The organism is Coleofasciculus sp. F4-SAH-05 (genome assembly GCF_040222985.1).
Lineage (GTDB): Bacteria > Cyanobacteriota > Cyanobacteriia > Cyanobacteriales > Coleofasciculaceae > Coleofasciculus > Coleofasciculus chthonoplastes.
Map to the genome: position 1 here is coordinate 1 of NZ_JAVKBY010000124.1, position 20,157 is coordinate 20,157.

Annotated in this window: 15 protein-coding genes; 5 read left to right on the forward strand and 10 right to left on the reverse strand. The window is 45.4% G+C overall.

Going from position 1 to position 20,157, the window contains the following annotated elements:
- Positions 1-450 (reverse strand): RNA-guided endonuclease InsQ/TnpB family protein (locus tag RIG27_RS15055; protein ID WP_446346396.1); only part of this gene is annotated, 450 nt, incomplete at its 3' end.
- Between the two features lie 103 nt (positions 451-553).
- On the opposite strand from RIG27_RS15055, the gene tnpA reads away from it, so the two are divergent.
- Both tnpA and RIG27_RS15065 read left to right on the forward strand, forming a co-directional pair.
- The gene (tnpA, locus tag RIG27_RS15060) at positions 554-970 is read left to right on the forward strand and encodes an IS200/IS605 family transposase (protein WP_446342521.1); all 417 of its coding nucleotides are present in this window, start codon (positions 554-556) and stop codon (positions 968-970) included.
- Between the two features lie 211 nt (positions 971-1,181).
- A complete protein-coding gene (locus RIG27_RS15065; RefSeq protein ID WP_446346397.1) occupies positions 1,182-2,486 on the forward strand; it encodes a pentapeptide repeat-containing protein in 1,305 nt (434 codons plus the stop codon).
- Positions 2,487-2,688: 202 nt separating this feature from the next.
- Here the strand turns inward: RIG27_RS15065 and ppk1 are convergent, their stop codons facing one another.
- From ppk1 to RIG27_RS15110, 9 genes are all read right to left on the reverse strand, one after another.
- Positions 2,689-4,836 carry a polyphosphate kinase 1 gene (ppk1, locus tag RIG27_RS15070; RefSeq protein ID WP_446346399.1) on the reverse strand — a complete coding sequence of 716 codons (2,148 nt, stop codon included), beginning with the start codon at positions 4,834-4,836 and terminating at the stop codon, positions 2,689-2,691.
- A 229-nt stretch (positions 4,837-5,065) separates the two neighbouring features.
- Complete coding sequence (locus tag RIG27_RS15075) at positions 5,066-6,106, reverse strand: L-histidine N(alpha)-methyltransferase (protein ID WP_446346401.1); 1,041 nt, start codon at positions 6,104-6,106, stop codon at positions 5,066-5,068.
- Between the two features lie 506 nt (positions 6,107-6,612).
- Positions 6,613-8,259 (reverse strand): iron uptake porin, encoded by a 1,647-nt coding sequence (locus RIG27_RS15080; RefSeq protein WP_446346403.1) that lies wholly within the window; start codon positions 8,257-8,259, stop codon positions 6,613-6,615.
- A 211-nt stretch (positions 8,260-8,470) separates the two neighbouring features.
- Positions 8,471-9,490: a phosphate ABC transporter substrate-binding protein PstS gene (gene pstS / locus RIG27_RS15085; protein ID WP_446346405.1), complete on the reverse strand. Its 1,020-nt coding sequence runs from the start codon at positions 9,488-9,490 to the stop codon at positions 8,471-8,473.
- Positions 9,491-9,638: 148 nt separating this feature from the next.
- Positions 9,639-10,184, reverse strand: a complete 546-nt coding sequence (locus RIG27_RS15090; protein ID WP_446346407.1) for a hypothetical protein — start codon at positions 10,182-10,184, stop codon at positions 9,639-9,641.
- A 152-nt stretch (positions 10,185-10,336) separates the two neighbouring features.
- Positions 10,337-13,894, reverse strand: coding sequence for a tetratricopeptide repeat protein (locus RIG27_RS15095; RefSeq protein WP_446346409.1), 3,558 nt, complete (start codon positions 13,892-13,894; stop codon positions 10,337-10,339).
- A 33-nt stretch (positions 13,895-13,927) separates the two neighbouring features.
- On the reverse strand, positions 13,928-15,025 hold the full coding sequence (locus tag RIG27_RS15100) for a hypothetical protein (protein WP_446346411.1): 1,098 nt from the start codon (positions 15,023-15,025) through the stop codon (positions 13,928-13,930).
- Positions 15,026-15,666: 641 nt separating this feature from the next.
- A complete protein-coding gene (locus RIG27_RS15105; protein ID WP_446346413.1) occupies positions 15,667-15,816 on the reverse strand; it encodes a hypothetical protein in 150 nt (49 codons plus the stop codon).
- A 21-nt stretch (positions 15,817-15,837) separates the two neighbouring features.
- Positions 15,838-16,968, reverse strand: a complete 1,131-nt coding sequence (locus tag RIG27_RS15110) for a P-loop NTPase fold protein (RefSeq protein WP_446346415.1) — start codon at positions 16,966-16,968, stop codon at positions 15,838-15,840.
- Between the two features lie 256 nt (positions 16,969-17,224).
- Here RIG27_RS15110 and aroA point away from each other — a divergent pair, with 256 nt between their 5' ends.
- The 3 genes from aroA (at position 17,225) to RIG27_RS15125 (ending at position 19,679) form a co-directional block, all read left to right on the forward strand.
- Positions 17,225-18,586, forward strand: a complete 1,362-nt coding sequence (gene aroA, locus RIG27_RS15115; protein ID WP_446346417.1) for a 3-phosphoshikimate 1-carboxyvinyltransferase — start codon at positions 17,225-17,227, stop codon at positions 18,584-18,586.
- 57 nt (positions 18,587-18,643) lie between these two features.
- Positions 18,644-18,859, forward strand: a complete 216-nt coding sequence (locus RIG27_RS15120) for a hypothetical protein (protein WP_446346419.1) — start codon at positions 18,644-18,646, stop codon at positions 18,857-18,859.
- 244 nt (positions 18,860-19,103) lie between these two features.
- Positions 19,104-19,679: a hypothetical protein gene (locus RIG27_RS15125; protein WP_446346421.1), complete on the forward strand. Its 576-nt coding sequence runs from the start codon at positions 19,104-19,106 to the stop codon at positions 19,677-19,679.
- The last annotated feature ends 478 nt before the right edge of the window (positions 19,680-20,157 follow it).

Genomic DNA, 20,157 nt, shown 5'->3' on the forward strand with positions numbered 1-20,157 from the left:
TGTTTGGCGAGTCGGGTTGCACTGTACGGTAATTGACGCATACCACTTACCGTTCCTAAAAAAGATTGTGCAGGTTGTTGGAGTTCCCCAAGTTCTAGCTTGACCCCGCATTTGAATCTTTAAACCAAGGTCTCTCAGTTCTAAGTAACCGTTTTTACCATTAGACAAAACCTTCCAGCTTTGCTTATTGGGATATGTCCAGCCACTATATCGCCGCTTTGCTTTGAACCTGGGATACTTACCCAATCCCTTGAAAAATCGTTTATAGCTAAAATCAACCCGCTTTAATGTAGCTTGCAACGTCTGAGAACCTAATTCGGCATATTCAACCCAAACCTTTTTAAACTCAGGTAAACAATTCTGTTGCTCAAAATAGTCAACAGAATGTCCAAAGCGTTTATACTGCGTCCTTCGGTTAGCAATTGCTGCATTGTGAAGGTCGCAGTGCATTTTTCTAGCCCAATGGAGTTGGTCACATTGGGTTTTGGTTGGGTAGAGCCTAAAAGTAGTTCGACGTGTTAGCATACTTACAGTTTACAGTTCACTCGAACAAATGACAACCCAATACCGCAAAGGCGCTCACTGTGTTTATTCAATTCAGTTGCACACTTACTTCGTCACAGCTTACCGACGCAAAGCCTTGTCAGGGCAAATGATTGAGAAGTTCAAGGAGGTTGCAGCTCATGTACTAATAAAAAACAAATCTTGGCTATTAGAGTGTGAGGGAGAGCCTGACCATATCCACTTACTGATTGATTTACACCCCGCCAATAATATTTCGACTTTATTGGGTTCAATCAAATCGGCAACTAGTAGAGTTCTTAGAAAGGAGTTTGAGTCTGACTTAAAGCCTTACTTTAAAAACTGGAAAAAAGGATTATGGGGCGATCAGCTTTATATTCGTTCGGCTGGAGGTGCGCCGCTCAAGGTTCTGGAAGAATACATTCAAGCGCACTCTAGAGGTAGTTGACAGTCTACGGGATATTGACGCTTCGACTCCGCGAGGGCGTCAAAACCCGCAGACTGTCCGCTATCCTGCTCCGGCTTACTTCTTGAGGTTCCGGAGATAATCGCGATTTAGTTTTAGAAAGATGCGTCATGGCGCGTCTATAGACTCTTGTATGTTACTGTTTTCTTGAGCTAAGCTGCGACAAAAGGGCAAGTGAAGAGGTTAGCAGTCAATGGCAAATGAAGAACATGCGGCTTTGCTCAAACAAGGCGTAGAAACCTGGAATCAGTGGCGGGAAGAGAATCCACAACTCGTACCCGATTTGAGTCAGTCACAGCTAAGTAGAGCGAATCTCAATGAAGCAAACTTGAGTGGGGTGAACCTTCAGAATGCTGATTTGAGGATGGTAAATCTCAGTGATGCGGATCTCCAGGGTGCGGATCTCAGGAGCGCCGATCTCCGGGGGGCTAACCTGAGAGGGGTTAACCTAAATTTAGCTAACCTGACGGGCACGGATTTAAACGGAGCTTATTTAACCTTAGTCAACTTTATTGATGCTAATCTTACGGCGGTTAACCTGAGTGAAGCGAATCTGAGAATTGCTAACCTCAGTGGGGCAAATTTAAGTGAAGCGAATCTGCGGATGGCTAACCTCAGTGGTGCTAATTTGAGTGAAGCGAATCTGCAAGTGGCAAATTTAAGTGAAGCGAATCTGCGGATGGCAAATCTCAGTGAAGCCAATTTAGAAAAAACCCAAGTCTTATCGGCAAACTTTAACAAAGCTATCTTAACGGGAACCTGTTTACAGGACTGGCAAATCAACAGCGCCACCAACTTGGACGAAGTAATTTGTGATTATATTTATTTGCAAACGGGTCAACAAAAACGCCATCCCAATCAGGGAAGTTTTGCTCCGGGAGAGTTTACTCAGTTATGGCGTCAGCATCTTAACACCGTCCAAGTCAAAGTTAGTCCAGAGGTTGCTCCAGTTCAAGCTTCTCCAACTCCAAACCCGAATATATCCGCTAGTACACCAGAGGTGAAAGTTGAAATCCAACAGCCCCACCAACCGCCGATCAATTACACCGCAACGACTGGCGCACCACCGATTAAAGTAGACATTCAACCGCCCGTTTATGATACCGTAACACCTAGCGTTTCCCAGGGAACAGACCCAAGTTTCCCGTCTTCTTCCCTAAGTGAAAGCCCGACTATCCCACCGAATCTACAACAGGCGGTATCCGAAGTTCACCGAATTCTAGAACAACTGGATCAGAATCTTTCCCAACCTAAATGGTTAGAAGTCGCCGCAGAAATTCAGCAACTTTTGCAGGAATTGAGCCAAACTTGCCCGACAAGTACACCATTAGAAAAAGTGATTGCTGTCGCCGCCGCGATTAAACAGATTGAGAGTAATCGTTCTCTAAAATCCAGGGTGATAGAAGCAGTACAAAGCGCCGGAATTACCAGATTGCAAGAGTACATCGAACATCCTCTGAGCAAGATTTTACTGCCTGCGATTGAAGGCTGGAATTGAAGAACTAAAACTAAGCTAACGCTATAGTTTTAGATTCTAGAATAAACAGTGATCAGTGAACAGTTATCAATTATCAATGAGCAGTGCTAAGTCTGTGATATGCTTCCCCAGCTTCCCCAGCTTCCCCAGCTTCCCCAGCTTCCCCAGCTTCCCCAGCTCCCCCAGCTCCCCCTCACCACAAAACTTATTCAGCAGCCCCTAACTAAGCCATTCCCGCCGCCTCCTTTGCTGATTCCTTCGCCATCTCCATGAAAATCTTTTGAGCGCATTGCTCTTTCGCATCCTCCGGTTGACGTTGGATATAACGTCCATCAGGTTGTAATTCCCAAGCTTGGCGATTATCTGCCATCATAATGGCTAGGATTTCTTGCAAATCTTTGATAATCTCTGGATCTTCTATCGGTGTAATCGCCTCAACTCGTCGATCTAAGTTGCGACGCATCCAGTCAGCGCTGCCAATATAAACTTCTTCATCACCCTGATTATAGAAGTAATAAATCCGCGAATGTTCTAAAAAGCGACCGATAATACTAATGACGCGAATATTATCGCTAACGCCCACGACACCAGGACGCAAACAGCAAATTCCCCTGACAATTAAATCAATTTGTACGCCGGCTTGGGAGGCTTCGTAGAGGGTAGCGATAATCTTGGGATCGACCAACGAATTGATTTTGGCAACAATGCGCCCTGTGTTTCCCTGGCGACAATGCTCGATTTCCCGCTGAATCATCGTTGTCATGCGATCGCGTAAATTCACCGGGGCGACTAATAACTTGCGATAGGAGCGCTGGCGAGAGTATCCCGTCAGGAAATTAAATAAATCAGTTAAATCTGCCCCTAAATCCTCACGACAGCTTAGGAGTCCTAAATCCGTGTAAATTCTGGCTGTTTTCGGGTTATAGTTTCCCGTGCCAATATGAACATAGCGGCGAATCCTCTTCTCGTCTTGACGCACCACCAGTACGATTTTGGTATGGGTTTTTAACTTAATAATCCCATAAACTACATGAACCCCAGCTTGTTCTAGCTTACGCGCCCAGAGGATATTATTCTCTTCATCAAAACGGGCTTTTAATTCCACCAAAACTGCCACCTGCTTGCCATTTTCGGCGGCTTTAATCAAAGCATTGACAATTGGGGAATCGCCAGAGGTGCGATAGAGTGTCATTTTAATCGCCAGTACGTTTGGGTCATCCGCCGCCTGGGTAATAAATCGCTGCACGGTACCGCTAAAGGAATGGTAGGGATGGTGGACAAATAAATCCCGTTGGCGAATAATACTAAAGAAGTCCTCGCCATCGTCTTCCCCAGAGAGCGATCGCAACTCGACAGGCATGACGGGTGTCCAGGGTGTGTCTTTGAGTTCCGGTAGGGGTAATCCCATAAAGGACATCAGATCCCCTAGTCCCAATAAGCCGTCAATTTCGTAGACATCACTGTCCTCGAGTCCCATCTCCCGCATCAGGGTTTCCCGTAAGGTTTCGGGTACAGTCGCGTGAATTTCCATGCGGACGGCTGAACCCCCTAAGCGTCGTTTCCGCAGTCCCTCTTCAATGGCTAAAAGTAGGTCATCTGCTTCATCTTCCTCGACGGCTAAGTCGGCATTGCGAGTAATCCGAAACGGATGATATTCTTGAATATTCATCCCTGGAAACAGAAATTCTAAATTATGGGCAATCACCTGTTCTAAGGGGACGCCCATCCAGAGGGCAGGTTTTCCCTTTTGCCGTTCTCGTAACGGTTCGGGAAGGGCGACAAATCGAGGTAAGACTTTGGGAACTTTCACCCGGGCAAAAAATTCCTCGCCCTCCTCAGGATCTTTCACCACCACCGCTAGATTCAGACTCAGGTTGGAAATATAGGGGAAGGGATGGCTAGGGTCAACCGCTAGCGGCGTCAGAACCGGAAAAATTTGCTCCTCAAAGTAGTTTTGCAAATAAGTCCGCTGTTCGGAGTTCAAATCCATGTACTCCAGCAGGTAGATCCTCTGTTGTGCCAATAATGGTCGCAGGATTTGTTCAAAATGTTCATGTTGTTCCTTAATCATGGGAAGTAACCGCTGATTAATCCCATCCAATTGAGCGCTAGGTGTGCGACCATCGGCAGTTAGGGATGTCACCCCCGCCTCCACCTGCTGCTTCAAACCCGCCACCCGAACCATAAAGAATTCATCCAGGTTTGAACTAAAGATTGCCAGAAACTTCAAGCGTTCCAGCAGTGGAGTTCGGGAATCGAGGGCTTCATGCAAAACGCGATCGTTAAATTCCAACCAACTGAGTTCCCGGTTGAAGTAGTATTTAGGGTCTCTCAGACTAACCTCGGTCGTTGTCTTCGATTTCTTAGCCATGATTATTAGGGAAACGGCGCACCATCCGTTCGCTTTTTCTGGCGCGGGTAGGATGTCAGTATAAATACTATCAGCTTATCGGCTCTAAGCCTCACAGACGTTCGGCGAGCGCTCAGACTTCGGCGAGCCGTCGAATCTCTGATTGACCGACCAGATGAATCGCCAAGACGTAGTAGTGTGAGCATCTTGCTCACGACATTGAGCATCTTGCTCGCTACTAATACCCAATTTAAATGCATGACAGCTTATCAATCTCACAAATTACCATAATATTCGATGAATAGTTGTCAGTCTTGTAGTGGATAAGTTGGGGTCCAGCCTGTTCTATTTCTCGCACCAGTTCAGGTATTTCAAACTTATGCTGTCTCCAAATCGCAATCTCTTCACCTTCAGCAATTTCAAGACATTCATCCTCTCCCATTAACCTAAAATTTATCCGATAGTTCTGACGAAATTTAATCATCGCCACAATACTATCAGTTTTCGGGTCATACTTTCGCACCAGTTCACAGTCTTCTGCTCGAATCCCCATCGCCTTTTTTACCCAAGCATAGACTTGATCTACATGATACTTTAACCCCCCTCTCACCGTTCCATCCCATTGACAGTTAGAACCAATTTCGTTAGTGAAGACAAGGACATCATTGTATCCCATACTGTCTCTAAAATTTTGCAGGACTGCGGTTCTATTGTGATGATTGCCCATAGTTACGCCTAAATGCAAAATAATTTGGGCGGTATCGTCAGTTTTTAGGTTTACCTGATGGTTTAATAAGATTTGGGATAGTGAATGATTTTCTATATCAATCCTGTCGCTGATAAACTCGATGTGAGGAAACCATTTTTTTATATTTTGCTGGGATACCTTGAGTAAGTCTTCGCTAATGTCCAAGGCAATATATCGAGTAATTTTGCCTAAGCGATGCAGCCGACGAATAAACTGTTTGACCGGATAGGAATTGCCAGCGCCGACATCGATAAGATTAACAGTGTTGACAGCGTGTATTTTGCGGGTGATCACTTCAAAATTATCGTTTAACAGGGCAATTTCCCGATTAACAGGTCGATACCAGCGTGGACGCAGATAGTTGAGATAAAAATTATCCCAGATGTTTGCGCCTTGACCTTTGTAGAAATATTTGAGGCTAATTTCGCGTCGGTTGGCTAAAGTTTGAAGGATATCTAAAATTTCGGCATCTGAGAAAATCGAGTAAAATTCAGCACTAGGCTGGGCGGTGTGACAGATAGGATTTTGCTGAGATTTAGACATTGATGTTTTTTGGGTTTGTAGTAAGCACTTTAGTGCATCAACCTTACATCTTGCACCATTCATCGTAGGGGCGCACCGACGTGCGCCCGATTACCGACGTGCGCCCGATTACCGACGTGCACCCGATTTAACATTCCAGTGAGATTGGATAAAGACTTACGCAGCCACACCACATAAGGTGGAAAAGGTGCGTTATGCGACCCTATCGCACTCTACACATAGAGGCTTTGCGTAAATCCTATGGATATTAGTAGCGAGCAAGATGCTCGCACTACAAGGAAAAAGACAAACGCAAACGGCGACCGGGAGGACAACCAGGTCATCAAGGAAAAACCCGTAAAGGATTCAACCGAATTAACCGAACCCTAGTGCTGCGACCAGATACATACAGGCATTGTGGTTCTTTTGAAATAGTAGCTGGCATCGAAGATTGGGTTACTAAAAAAGAAGGCTCTGCCTACGTTCCCAGGGTTCAACAAAGGAGACAGGCTTCCCTTGACATCAACCTAAAAACTAAAGCTGGTTCGCATCAATCCCACCCAAAGAGTATCATTATTTGCATTATGTTCAGGATTGGTAATCATCATCAAGCCGGGAGTGATAAAAATTCGATCACTCAGGGGATAAGTATATGATAATTCAAAATGTAAAGAGGTATCCTCATCTTCTCGCTCAACAATATCATTATGGGTCACTTTCGGCGGCATCCCAACCACAAAATTTAATTGACTGCCTAATTTCCCCACATCCAGCACAGCCAGTGTAACTGCCCAACTCCAGATATCTGCATCGGCGCCAGATGAACCACTCAAACCACTCACAGTTGGTGAACCTTCCGCATTCGCCTGAAAGTAGCTCAGCCAACCGCCCAGAATCATCTGATCGTTTAACTTGTAGGTCGATTGTAAACCTAAAGCATTGGAGGAGGTAGCAGTACTTCCACCAAAAGGTAACTGAGCCAATTGACTGCCCTTAGACGCAGTAATATTAACCGTTGAACCGGGTTCAGGGGCATAATAACGACCATAGGTTAACGCCATGCTCAACTCGTCTGATGGGGTAAACGTTACCTGAGCTAAAGCCGTATATTGACCGTTGAAAAGTCCCTCATCTGGATTACTACCCGACGTGGTTAAATAGGTTACCCCAGCCGCTAGTTCATCGGTAAATTGGTAGTAGGCTACGGTTCCTGCACCAAAGGCAAAGGAGTAAATCGGGCTTTCAGCACCAAAATTAGAAATAGAAGACACCGGATTCAGCGCCGGAAAAATCCGAGTCGGAAAATCAGCAGCGGGCGTGATCGCCATGATGCCGCGATCGCCGAGGGGGAATTCGTAAAATAGGGTACCAATGATCACATCATTGCCCGTATTCACCGCACCAATCAGACGAGTCATATCGGTTCCCGTCACGCTACTGCCAAAATTATTCCCATTCCCCGCGAGTATCCCGGTTCGCAATCGATCTCTACCTGTAAAGCTAGTATCCAAACTAAGGCTGACAAGGGATGAGAGGGTGAGGGTTTCATCCAAGTCTTCTGAGGGATTTTCGCTCCTAGGAACCGCCTGGCGATCGCCAAACGCCCCCGCCATACTAAAATTTACACCACCGCGTAGAATTGTTGTCGTACTGAATGTCTGATCCTCAAGACGCACAACTCTTGCATCTAGGGTATCTAATTCCGTGATCACTGTCTCTAATTCTGTCGCAAAATCGGCTTGTAACCGTTGCACCGTGGCTAAGTCTTCTTGGTTAATTCCATTGGTGTTTGCCTCAGAAATTAACCCTTCAATTCTGCTCAAACAAAGGTTAAGTGTCGCCGCAAATTCATAACGGGTTAACGCCCGATTGCCCTCAAAGGTTTGTTCACTCGAACCCCTTAAACAACGGTATTTTTCTACCAAACTACGCAATGCCTCATACGCCCAATCCCTAGGACTCACATCGCGTAATTCACTCACCGGAGTGATTTGCGCCAGGGCGGAATCCGGTTGGCTATCGTCTTCAATGGGCAACCCCAGTGTTGAGGGTGTCGGCGAATCAGCGAATGGCAGATTAATCGGCTCGGCTTGTGCTGAAACTGGGGATACAATTAGGAGATTATAACCCAGTATAGCTGATGTTACTGGCAATAGCGCACTCTGTTTGTTCATAATTTTTCCTTTAGTCCTCCTCATCCCCAACCCGAATTTTTCATCTGACGTTTCACTGCCTATAATGCAAGACCCTTCGCGACTATCAAGGTAACCTGGCGTCTGTGTAGGGGCGGGTTTAATTACATCTGGGTGCAACCGAAAAGATGGTAGTAAAACCCGCCCCTACATTCCCCGTTTCCCTGGTTTATTCCCCTGAAAAGCCAGAGTTTTAATAGGGGCGAACCTTCAATTCTGTATTTGCTGTTTCGATCACCTTTTGGGCGACATCTTCGGGAATTCTCGTATATTCTAGCTCTTGATTAAACTCTTGCCCCCGCGTCATGATCCAATTCAACACATCTTGAGTCTCTTGGACAAGGGTTTGATTCGGATATCTTTTATAAATAAGTAGCCAGGTTAAACTGACTAACGGATAACCCTCCTCTGGATCATTAATATTGTCCGTGGTAAAATCCTGGTTAAACGTGACATTTTCCAGAGCTTTCTTGGTTTCGGCTAACGTCGGTTTAACATAACGACCCGCTTGATTTTCCAGCCGAGCCACAGGCAGATTATTCCTCTGAGCAACACCTGATTGAACATAACCAATTGCTCCATCAATGCGCCGCACCTCTGCCGCCACGCCACTATCCTGGGGACGCGCCGCAAAAATATCAAATCCCCAATCGGGTTCTCGGCTGGCTTCTATCTTCCCCCCACTAATTTTATTTAAGTATTTCGTCAAGACAAAGGTAGCACCGCTACTGTCTGAGCGCACAATCACTTGAATTTCTTTATTCGGAAAGCGGGGATTCACCTGTTTCCAATTGCCAATTTGACCCGTAAAAATCTTGGCAAGTTGTTCACGAGAAAGTTTTATATTCGTGGGGACATCTTTAAGATTATAAACAATAGCAACAGCCCCTCCCCCAGTCGGCACCATCAGCAATCCATCTTCCACTTGATTTTCCTCAATGGGAGTCGGAATTAATGTGGTTGCCCCAAAGTCCACAGCTCGCTCCATAAATTTGCGAATCCCACCGCCACTGCCAATGGCTGTGTATTCAAACGTTTTGCCGGTTTCCCGTTCGTATTCGGCGCTATAGCGTTGGTAAAGGGGTTGAGGAAACGAAGCCCCAAACCCTTTCAGAACTTGAGCATAAACAGCACTCGTCGTGAACGGAATTGTCGTTGCGGTTAATGCCACAGCTATAAATTTCGACCAATTCGTCAATGTAAATGTCTTCATGAGTCTCTGGCGTCGTTGTGAACATTTTCTCACCGAAGTCGGTTGGTATAACTCCACCCAACTCTATTAAAGTCTGTCAATACTCCTCAAATCCTGACAAAGGACAAATGACGCTCCCCAGCATTTAACTTTAATTTGTTCCACCGACTTATGAACGCTGTAGTCTATGAATCGTGATTTGCTTAGTATCCGCAGTAATTTCAAACCAGAAATCATTATCAAGAACAATTTCATAGACAAATTCCCCTAGACGAGTACTGCGCCACGTACTGACGATGGAGGCGTTTGGTTCCCACCGTTTAAGCGCTTTGATCACATCTTCCGGAACAGCACTCCGCTCAATTTCTTCGTCTACCTCAACAATTTGTCCATTGGGAGTTGCATCAGCCCAGAATTCAAAGCCTTGCTGGTTTTGACCCCTTAATTCATAGACTATTGACCCATCCGGCTTCATTTCAATGTTTGCCGCTGTGGGTTCACCACCCGTCACTGTCCGCACCGCCGCCATAACTGGAAGGGGTACTTCATCAAGGGATATTTCTCGCTCTATTCCGCCAAAGGTTTGGGCGAGCAAAATAGTTTGGGGATTAGGGATAGATTGAGCCTTGGTGTCACCCAGATTAATAGAGGAGGCAAGAATAGCCATCCCTGTCGCTATCACTATTCTCCACTCAGTCGTTGTACCAAAAATCATTAATTTTTTCGTTTTTTCTTTTTCTTCCAACCTTAATTAAATACATAACCGAGATCCTTTTGTCAAGTCATAAATCTCTTGAAGATGACTCCAGTCTTGATACATTCACAATGGAGTAAATTTGTCAATAAAGCGGTTCGCATTATTACGAACTATGAACTTTTGGGTTGGTTATCGTCGGCGCGGCGCTGCTCAATTTCCTCCAGAAGTTGCTGCGCGGCGGTTTGCAGTTTACGGCGGTTATAGGCTTGGAATGTTTCCAGGGCGGCGCGGGTGAGGGTTTCGGCTTGCTTTAGGGGTTCCCAGATATGCGATGTCTCGTCTCTATATTCGGTGCATCCTGTCCATTTTATCGGGTTAATTCGTAAGTAAGCGCGGGCAATATCCAGTGTTTCTTCAGCACTATCTACGGTTTGTCCGAGTTGGCGGAAGTGGGTTAAGCCGAGGGTGTAGTTGGTTTGAAATTGGCTGATTTGTTCCGATAAGTTAGAATCATCCGCCGGGAGTTGATGGAAGCGTTCAGCGTAGACGAGGGCGAGGGCGATATAATCATACCCCAGGTTCTTTTTGTAGTCGTTTTTGGTATTAATTTGTATGCTTTGGCGTATGTTTTCTTCCGCTTGGCGGAGGAGGGTGAGGGCGGCGGTAGTGTCGGGGGTATTTTGGGCGAGGAGGCGTTGGGTTTTGCAAATGTATCTGTAACTTCTAGCCGTGCGTTCATTGTGACCGATTTGCTGGTATAAATCACGGCTTTGGTGGTAATGTGCGATCGCGTCCTCATATTTGCCCCAATCCTGATAGATTCTACCCAATTGATAGTAGGCTAAAGCGATATTAGGTTGGTCATCAAGCTGCTGGCGAATCGCTAAATCCTTGTGTTCACACTCAATCGCTTTCTCATATTGTCCCCAGTCTCGATAGCAATCAGCTAAGTTGTACCACAAACCAGCGACATTCTGCTGTTTGTCTAATTGTTCATAGAGTTCAAGGCTTTGTTGGTAATGTGCGATCGCCTCAGAATATTTGCCCCATTCCTGATAGATTCTACCCAATTGATAGTAGGCTAAAGCGATATCTGATAGGTCATCTAGCTGCTGGCGAATGGCTAAATCCTTTTGTTGATACTCTATGGCTTTCTCATATTGTCCCAAGTTGCGATAGCAAACAGCTAGTCTGTACCACAGATTAGCCACATCCTGCTGTTTATCTAATTGCTTATAGCTCTTAAGGCTTTGTTGGTAATGTGCGATCGCCTCTTCATATTTGCGCCAATCTTGATAGATTCTACCCAATTGATAGTAGGCTAAAGCGATTCTGGGTTGGTCATTTAGCTGGTAACGAATCGTTAAACATTTTTGTTGACACTCTATCGCTTTCTCATACTGTCCCCAGTCTCGATAGCAATCAGCTAACCAGTCCCACTGATTAGCGACATACTGATGTTTTCCTAATTGCTCATTGAGTTTTAAGCTTTGTTTGTAATGTGCGATCGCCTCAGAATATTTGCCCCAATTCTGATAGAGCCAACCAAGCTCATAGTAGACATTCGCGACATTGGTTTTGTCATTAAGCTGTTGGCTAAGTGCTAAACAATTTTGTTGGCACTCAATTGCTTTTTCATACTGTCCCCAGTCTTGATAGCAATCAGCTAACCAGTACCACTGGCTAATGACATCCTGCTGTTTTTCTAATTGTTCATCGATTGCACGGCTTTTTTGGTAATAATCTATTGCTTGTTCGTATTTTTTCCAAATTTGATAGGTTCTCCCTATGTGATAAAGTGCAAGTGACTCATCTCTTGGTTTATCAACCTCTCTGACCTTCGTCAACATTCGCTCAAAGCAGTTAATTGCCCGTTCATAATTTTTATTTAATTGATAACAAACTCCCAAATCCATCCAGAACATTGACAATGCTATTGGCTCAATATCTTGACCTAACTTTTCCAAGCAGGCTTGATACGTATTAATCGCTTGGTCAAATTGCTCGACTCCCTGATAAGCCGTAGCCAGTGACCAATCAAGATAAGTCTGAATCCCACTGTTATTTTGACCCGTTATCTCTTCTAAAAGAGGAATGGCTTTCTTATAATGTTTGCTTCGCAGGTAAGACATCCCGGTGAGAAAGGTTAATCCCATTAACTCACCACTCTGATTTTGTCGGGTTACCTCTAACGCCGAAGTCATTTCTTCCCCTAATTCTTGCACTAAATATTTAATCGAACAAAACAGTGTCGGTTCTAACTGATTAACAATCTCTGTCGCACAATCCACCAATCCCGCACCCGATTCACCACAAGCCACATATAAAATAGCTGACTGTGCTTTCACTCGTTGTTCCGCTATTTCTTGAGCCTCCTCAACCGCTTGACGCAAATAACGGATCACTTCCCCTTTCTGATTAAATCGTTCAATTTGCCGCAGCAATCTCAGTACCTGTTTAATCGTTTCATTCTCAAACTCTTCATCCAATCCCAAATAGGTCACACCTAACTTCTCAATCACCTTTGACCGAATCCGGCTATTCACCTCAACTTCAGCCACAACCTGACCCGCAAATAGCAATTCTTTCAATATCGATGCAGATTCACGCGGGGAAATTGTCCCATCTTCCGCCAAACCTGACCACTGTAAAATTGGCTCACTCGATGAAGAATTTTTAACCTGAATCTCTCCCTCTTCCAGAACAGGTTGATACTCGTCCAACCCCTTAAATAACCGTTCTACTAACCGAGTCACCCGCTTAGGACTATGAATTCCCAAATACCCCAATGCCAATAAAATCGGTTCTTGCCAACGTGCATCATCCTGGTGTTTCTGGATAATCTCCAAAATCTCACTCACGTCATTATCGGCAATATACCGCGCTGCAAAATACTCCTCAAAGGTTAAATGCATAAACCCATAAACATTGGGCGCACGTTCGACAAATAATCCCGTCGTTTCCCGTACCCGCCGCAAAAATTCCTGTACGGCTTTTTTCACACTATCCGCTTCCGCATCTTCATCATTTAACTCTGCCAATTTTTCCCCTAACTGTGCTTCCGCTTCCGCTTGGGTAATTAACCCCGATGGTTTCTCCTCATGCATCCAATACGCCAGAGGTGCTAAAAGTTCAATGACCTCACTTTCCCGCAACACCACCTGCGGCGCATCTGGTAAATTCTTACTCAATTGCCAATCTTCAATCAACGTTTTCACCGCCAACGCATACAGTTCCACCCGCCGATTCGGGAGGCGCGACCCATTGCGATGAATTAATGCCAAAATGGTTAATAATAGGGGATTTCCGGTGAGGCGTTTTACGCCTTCATTTCCTTGAATTGCCTCCAACAGTTCCTCGGCTTCTTTCTCCGCTTCTCGTCGCCAAATCTCCTCCGTTTCATCCGGTTTCTGTGCCTTTTCAATCGCCAAACACCAGCGACGCAGGAATCGCTCCACCTGCTCAAATTCCATCTGAGTAATGGTAAACTGGGTAAAGCGACTGCCTAATTTAACATCCTGATAGCCAGCAATCCGGCTGGTAATCACATAGTTGTTATCGGGATAATCGGTAACAAACGCCTCAATTTGTTTAACAATCTGCTGACGGCTAGTCTGATTAAATACCTCATCCAATCCATCCAGCAGCACCAAACATTCACCCTGACGCATCTTTTCACACAGCAGCGTAGAGACGCGCCATGGCGCGTCTCTACATTCATCGTTCACATCCCGAACATCCGCTTCCCACTGCTGATAAAATTATTCCAGAAACGCTAACAAACTCAACTCTGGCTGTTTCACCAACCGTTCCGCATAATCCGCAACTCGTAAAAACACCGGGAAACGAGTATTCCCCAATGATTCAGGATTGATGACTGAAGATTGGGACAATTCGTCCTTATTTCCTGCATTCCCAGACGTACCATGGTACGTCTCTACATTTTCCACCAAAACCTCCACCTTCCCATCCCGTTGCGCCATGGCAAAATGCAGCGCCAGATATCGCAAAAGTGTGGTTTTTCCCGCCCCCGGATCACCTAAAATCACACTATAGTGACACCTCCTCACCGCCTCCGCCAAATCCACTTTATGCGTCACCGTTTTTGTCGTCATTTCCGACGGCGCAAACTCCATCCCTCTGCGACTCTCTGCGCTAACCTCGGCGTATCTCTGTGTTTCAAAACTTAACTTACTCCCCCCCTTAAACTCCGTCACCTGCTGCTGACGTTCCGCCTGTAGAGACACATAAACTTGGTCTAAAAAAATATCAACCTGGCGCTGTACTTGCATCACGCCACTCATTTTCAGATAAGAATTCTCGGCAATTAAACTCTCTAAATAGGGATAAAGTAGGGGATTCAACGGCGGACGAGTGGTAAACTTCACCACCTTCTCCCGCCAATCCCAAAAATCCGGCGCATAACTGCGAAACGTCTCGATAAAATCCCGCTTATTCAACCAAAATATGAGTACAACCTCCCGTGAAAACAGCGCCTCTCGCCCCAGATTCAATCGTTTCAATTCCTTCAGTATCCGGGGGCGAGGTAACTGTTCAATCCCAAACGCCATGATGACTGGACGTTTGGATTCGTCTTTTGCGTCTGGGTTAACCGGGATTCTCTTGTCTAAAGCATAGAGAAACGCAATCAGAGACTCTTGACTATAAAAGAAGTTCTCAACCTGAAATTCATCGGGGTTGAGAACGAATTTTAATTGTTCGACGACGGGATGATTGGGGGCGCTTTCGGGGGCGATGGCAAAGACAATGGTTGTCCCGTCGGATAATTCTAGGGTGGTGGCTAAATCGTCTAAGGTTTCCTGGTCAGGTTGAGTTAGATTGTTGATGTCGATTGCCATGGTCAATCCGTCCTGATGCTTAGTTTGATTGTAGATGATTTTGATGTGTTGGGGTGTTATGTTTTTTTACGTCGAGTTATGGTTCCCCTTCTCCCTTGATGGGAGAAGGGGTTAGGGGATGAGGGTGGAAATGCATTTAATTGTAGGTTAGGTTGACGAAGGAAACCCAACAAAATCCCTGATGATACAAACGGATAAGCGCACGTTGGTGATAGGGCGCACGTCGGTGCGCCCCTACGTAAGGCGTTTGCGGTTGGATTAAAAATGAGGTCATCCGAGATTTTATATGATGACATTTCAGGATGTTGGTGGGTTACGGCGGATATCTAATTAAATGGTTATCTCCTAAATTGAACACCGCCTAACCCACCCTACAATTGATTTAAATTCAACGTTAATATTTTTAATTATTATGCCTTAGCAAAATCTGGTAAATTTAGCTGTACCATGAATCTCTTTCAGCCTGGATATCACGATTAATTTTTTGAGCTGTTATAGTATGTTTTATCTGTCAGATTTTTGGTGGGTTACGGCGGATATTGAATTAGATGGTTGTCTCCTCAATTTAACACCGCCTAACCCACCCTACGAATAACGAATAACGAAGGATGAATGACGAATGACAAATGACAAATGACAAATCACCCTTGAGTTGCTTGCCATCGCTGTAAGTCTTCAATTAATATCGGATTTACATCAAACCAAGGATTCTGATTTTTATCGTAATAGCCTAAAACAAATTTATTTTGCAGGAGTTCATCGCTAATCACAAACTCTCCTTTATTCGGCAAGGTATGGGTTTTTGTGGTTAATCATCCAGTTCGGTGAATTGCGGCTAATTCCGGGAACTGATAATCACTAATGGTATAGGCTTGTCGTTCTTCTTTCACCGCTTGTTCAGCCACAACTTTATCCACAAAGGTAGCTTTCTGTTTCACCGCGACTTGATAGGCTGTTCGCCCTAAACGAATTAAATCTCGCATCACTCCCCCACTTTTTTCACACAAGAGTTCTAAGGCTTCTGGGGTAAACAAATCTTGGGTGTTGTAGTTCGTTAATCGCGCTAACCGTTTTTCAATCACTTGTTTCAATATTTTTCGCCCCATCTGATCCGGCTGGGTTGTGGGACATAAATTGGCGTCACATTCAAATACGGGAATATTCGCTAAGTCTAAACAGTCTTGAAATCGTTGCATCGGTTGGCGAAAACTGGGAGAATACCGCAGGGAAATAGGAATGGTATAGATAATATGACAATTTAGTTCTGTCAGCAGGGGACTGGCAAACATTTCTAAGGCGGTCATCTGATCATGACGATCTAATCCATCGACAATGACTAATAGTTTTTGCTTTCTATCCTTTTCTGCTGCTTGAATGATTGCATTAACTTTAGCGATGATTTCACTTAACAGTGGGCGAATATTCAAGCTTCTTGTCATTTCTCGCGTTAGCCCTAATTTTAGGGTCATGCCCATTTTTGTCAGTAAATCGGGTAGGGCGAGTCCTTCAACAGAGTTGGTTTTATCTTGATAAATAACAGTTTTGAGACTATCTTCTAAATCCTTGAGTAAACGATCATCTTTGCGTGACCACCACCCTGGTTTAATCGCTTGACGACAAATTTCTTGACCAATTAAGACGACAACTTCGGCATAACCGATATTGTAACGGTCAAGGGCGGTGGCGGTGTCAATCCAGATTACGGTATAGTTATCAGCTAAACACTGTTCAACACGGTGTAATTCTGTGGTTTTACCGCTACCTGTGTGACCCGATAGTAAAAATTTGGCGGGGTCATCTTCCATTTCTAAGGCGTTGACTAAATGGTCAACGGGACTATCCGATCGCGAAACGTAAAAATCCCGAATATCTTCCACTTTTTCTAGGGGATCTTCGGGTTTAAACAGTTGATAAACGGGTTTCCAAAATTTTGAGTTAGTCATTATTCGTCATTTGTCATTTGTCATTTGTTATGGAACAGGGAACAGGGAACAGGGAACAGAGTATTCATCATTTGGGCGGGGCGGGTTTAATGACATTAGGGCGGAAAAAAACGATAGTTGTGAAACCCGCCCCTACATAATCATGGATCATTCATCTTCCCCTAATCCCAGACGTGCCATGGCACGTCTCTACATTTCCCCGATACAATTATCTTTGATACAATTCTAAATCCCCCTGTTAAACCCCTCCATACCTATGCCCCTTACGGTTGTCACCCTGAAGCAAATCGAAACTCAACTCGATTTAATTATCACTCGCCCACCATCGGGATTGTTCCTGAAAGGGATTCTCCAGGTTCCTGGTGATAAGTCTATCTCCCACCGTGCTTTAATGTTGGGTGCGATCGCGCAAGGGGAAACCCGCATCCAAGGACTTCTATTGGGGGATGATCCGCGCAGTACCGCCCGTTGTTTCCAAGGGATGGGGGCGACTATTTCGGAACTGAACGCCGACGAGGTTATCGTTAACGGCGTGGGTGTGGGAGAATTACAAGAACCTCTGGATATCTTAAATGCGGGCAACTCTGGGACGACTCTGCGGCTGATGCTGGGACTTTTAGCTTCCCACCCTGGATGCTTTTTTACGGTAACCGGAGATAATTCCTTGCGATCGCGCCCCATGTCTCGTGTGGTTCATCCGCTGCAACAAATGAGCGCCCAAATCTGGGGGCGGGGAAATGGTTCATTAGCACCCCTAGCGATTCAGGGACAACGCCTCAAGCCGATTCATTACCATTCCCCCATCGCTTCTGCTCAAGTCAAATCCTGTATCCTGTTAGCGGGATTAATGGCTGAAGGGGAAACAACGGTAACAGAACCTGCTTTGTCTCGTGACCATAGTGAACGGATGCTTCAGGCATTTGGTGCTAAAATCACGGTTGACCCAGACACCCACAGTGCCACAGTCACAGGTCCGGCGCAACTCCAGGGACAAACGGTTATTGTTCCCGGAGATATTAGTTCCGCCGCCTTTTGGTTAGTCGCTGGGGCGATTGTCCCAGATTCTGACTTACTGATTGAAAATATCGGTGTTAATCCCACCCGCACAGGCATTTTAGACGCATTGGCGATGATGAATGCAGATATTCAGTTGGAGAATCAACGGGTAGTGGCGGGAGAACCGGTTGCTGATATCCGAGTTCGCTATAGTCGTCTTCAGGCTTGTGAGATTTCTGGGGCTTTAATTCCCCGTCTAATTGATGAGATTCCCATTTTGGCAGTTGCGGCGGTTTTCGCCCAAGGAACCACGGTGATTCGCGACGCCGCCGAACTTCGCGTCAAAGAAAGCGATCGCCTCGCGGTTATGGCGTCTCAGTTAAACCGGATGGGCGCAAAAATTACCGAACTCCCCGATGGATTAGAAATCACCGGGAACACGCCGCTAACGGGTACAGAGGTTAACAGTCATACCGATCACCGGATCACCATGAGTCTTGCGATCGCGGCTCTCAATGCCCACGGGATCACCACCATCCACGGTGCTGAAGCCGCAACCATTTCCTACCCCGACTTTACCACTACATTACAACGCTTGTGCAATCAAGACTCTCCTGCATAAGTGTTGAGTATGTAGGGGCGGGTTTAGGGACTTTCTTGTCGCGATTGATAATAACGTTTGTACAAAACCCGCCCTGACCAATGTGCAGGGGCTGACTTTTCACGGGGCGTCTGGAAATCTGCGAAAATCGGGGCGGGTTTAGTCACTTATGGGTGCAATCGAAAAGGTAGTAGTGAAACCCGCCCCTACACATTGAATTCTCACCCATCTCCCCCATCTCCCCATCTTCCAGCTTCCTCAGCTTCCCAAACACCCTTGCTAACAGTCGTCTAGCGGGGGAGTATGTCAAAATGTCGATGTAACAGACAATCAGGTTATCTCCTGATTGGGAAACAGGGTGTACTAGAATATCGTATTCACCCTAAGTCAGGTTGGAGGGCAAGATCACCAATTTTTTGGCGGAGGCGCTATATTGTTAACTCTTGCATTCTACGCCACTATCGGTATGAACTATACTTTGGCACAATTGGTCAAATAACTCCCCTAGAATAGTTTTTTTACTAAAAACGTTGGACTTATGCGCCCAAATAACCAGACATTGCGTTTACAACTGAATCACTACCGCTCCTATATTGCCATTTCCTGCGAGGATATGGAAGTTGGGTTTTGTACGCCAGAATTTGCGGCGAAGATGGTGGAAATCTTTAATGAGTACGAACGACTCCACGAAGAAAATGAAATGTTAAACAAAGCCTTAAAACTAGCCTGTATCGACTTGCTTAAACAAGCTGGGATTAGCATGAATCATCTCGACAGGCGTATCCAGGACTATCTGGACAAAGCTAAACGTCCGGAACATGGAGCTCGTGCAATCGCGTTCTTACTCAGAGAACGACAGCAAGCTCTCGATATTAGTAATCGAGAATTTGTGCGGTTTTGTGCCTCTTACAAATTAGCACCGCAACAACTTAAAGATATTTTCCAAGGTAAAGATATTCCGGATAGTCAGCTTAAGTCATTATCCCGAATCTTGGGAAAATCCGTGGAAGAGTTAATCGAAGTACGGGATGGATTCAGTGATAGCGAACTGAATCGATTGGCACGCATCTTGGGAACGTCCAATGAAGATTTGGCTCAGGTATTTAGCAGTTAAAAATTGTTCATGGATTCCTCAAAATTATGTCCTTAAGCGAAGGATCGATCAGGGCGGGTTCTGCACAAACATTACCATCAATAGCAACCAGAAAATACCTAGGGGCTGCTGAATAAGTGTTGTGGTGGGGGAAGAGGCAGGAGGCAGGAGGCTTTTATGCAGGAGGGAAGAAGGTTTAGTCCAACCCAGAATCGTTGTCCTGCGAGTGTCTTCCTCGCTATGGTGCTAGGTTTTTTACAAATCCTGTCTTATTTTCTGGCACTTGATCAGCCGAAAAACTTCCTTAAAGCATTGAAATCTAAGGGTTTCCGACTTGTGCAGCAGACCCTACCTAAACCATTGGTGTCAACTTAAGCTGAAAGCAATATTCCAGACGTGGCATGGCACGTCTGAAAGCCGGGGTGTAGGGGCGGGTTTTACCGATAACATTTTTTCACAAACCGATAATTTGACTAAACGCGCCCCCACTCAGGGAGCC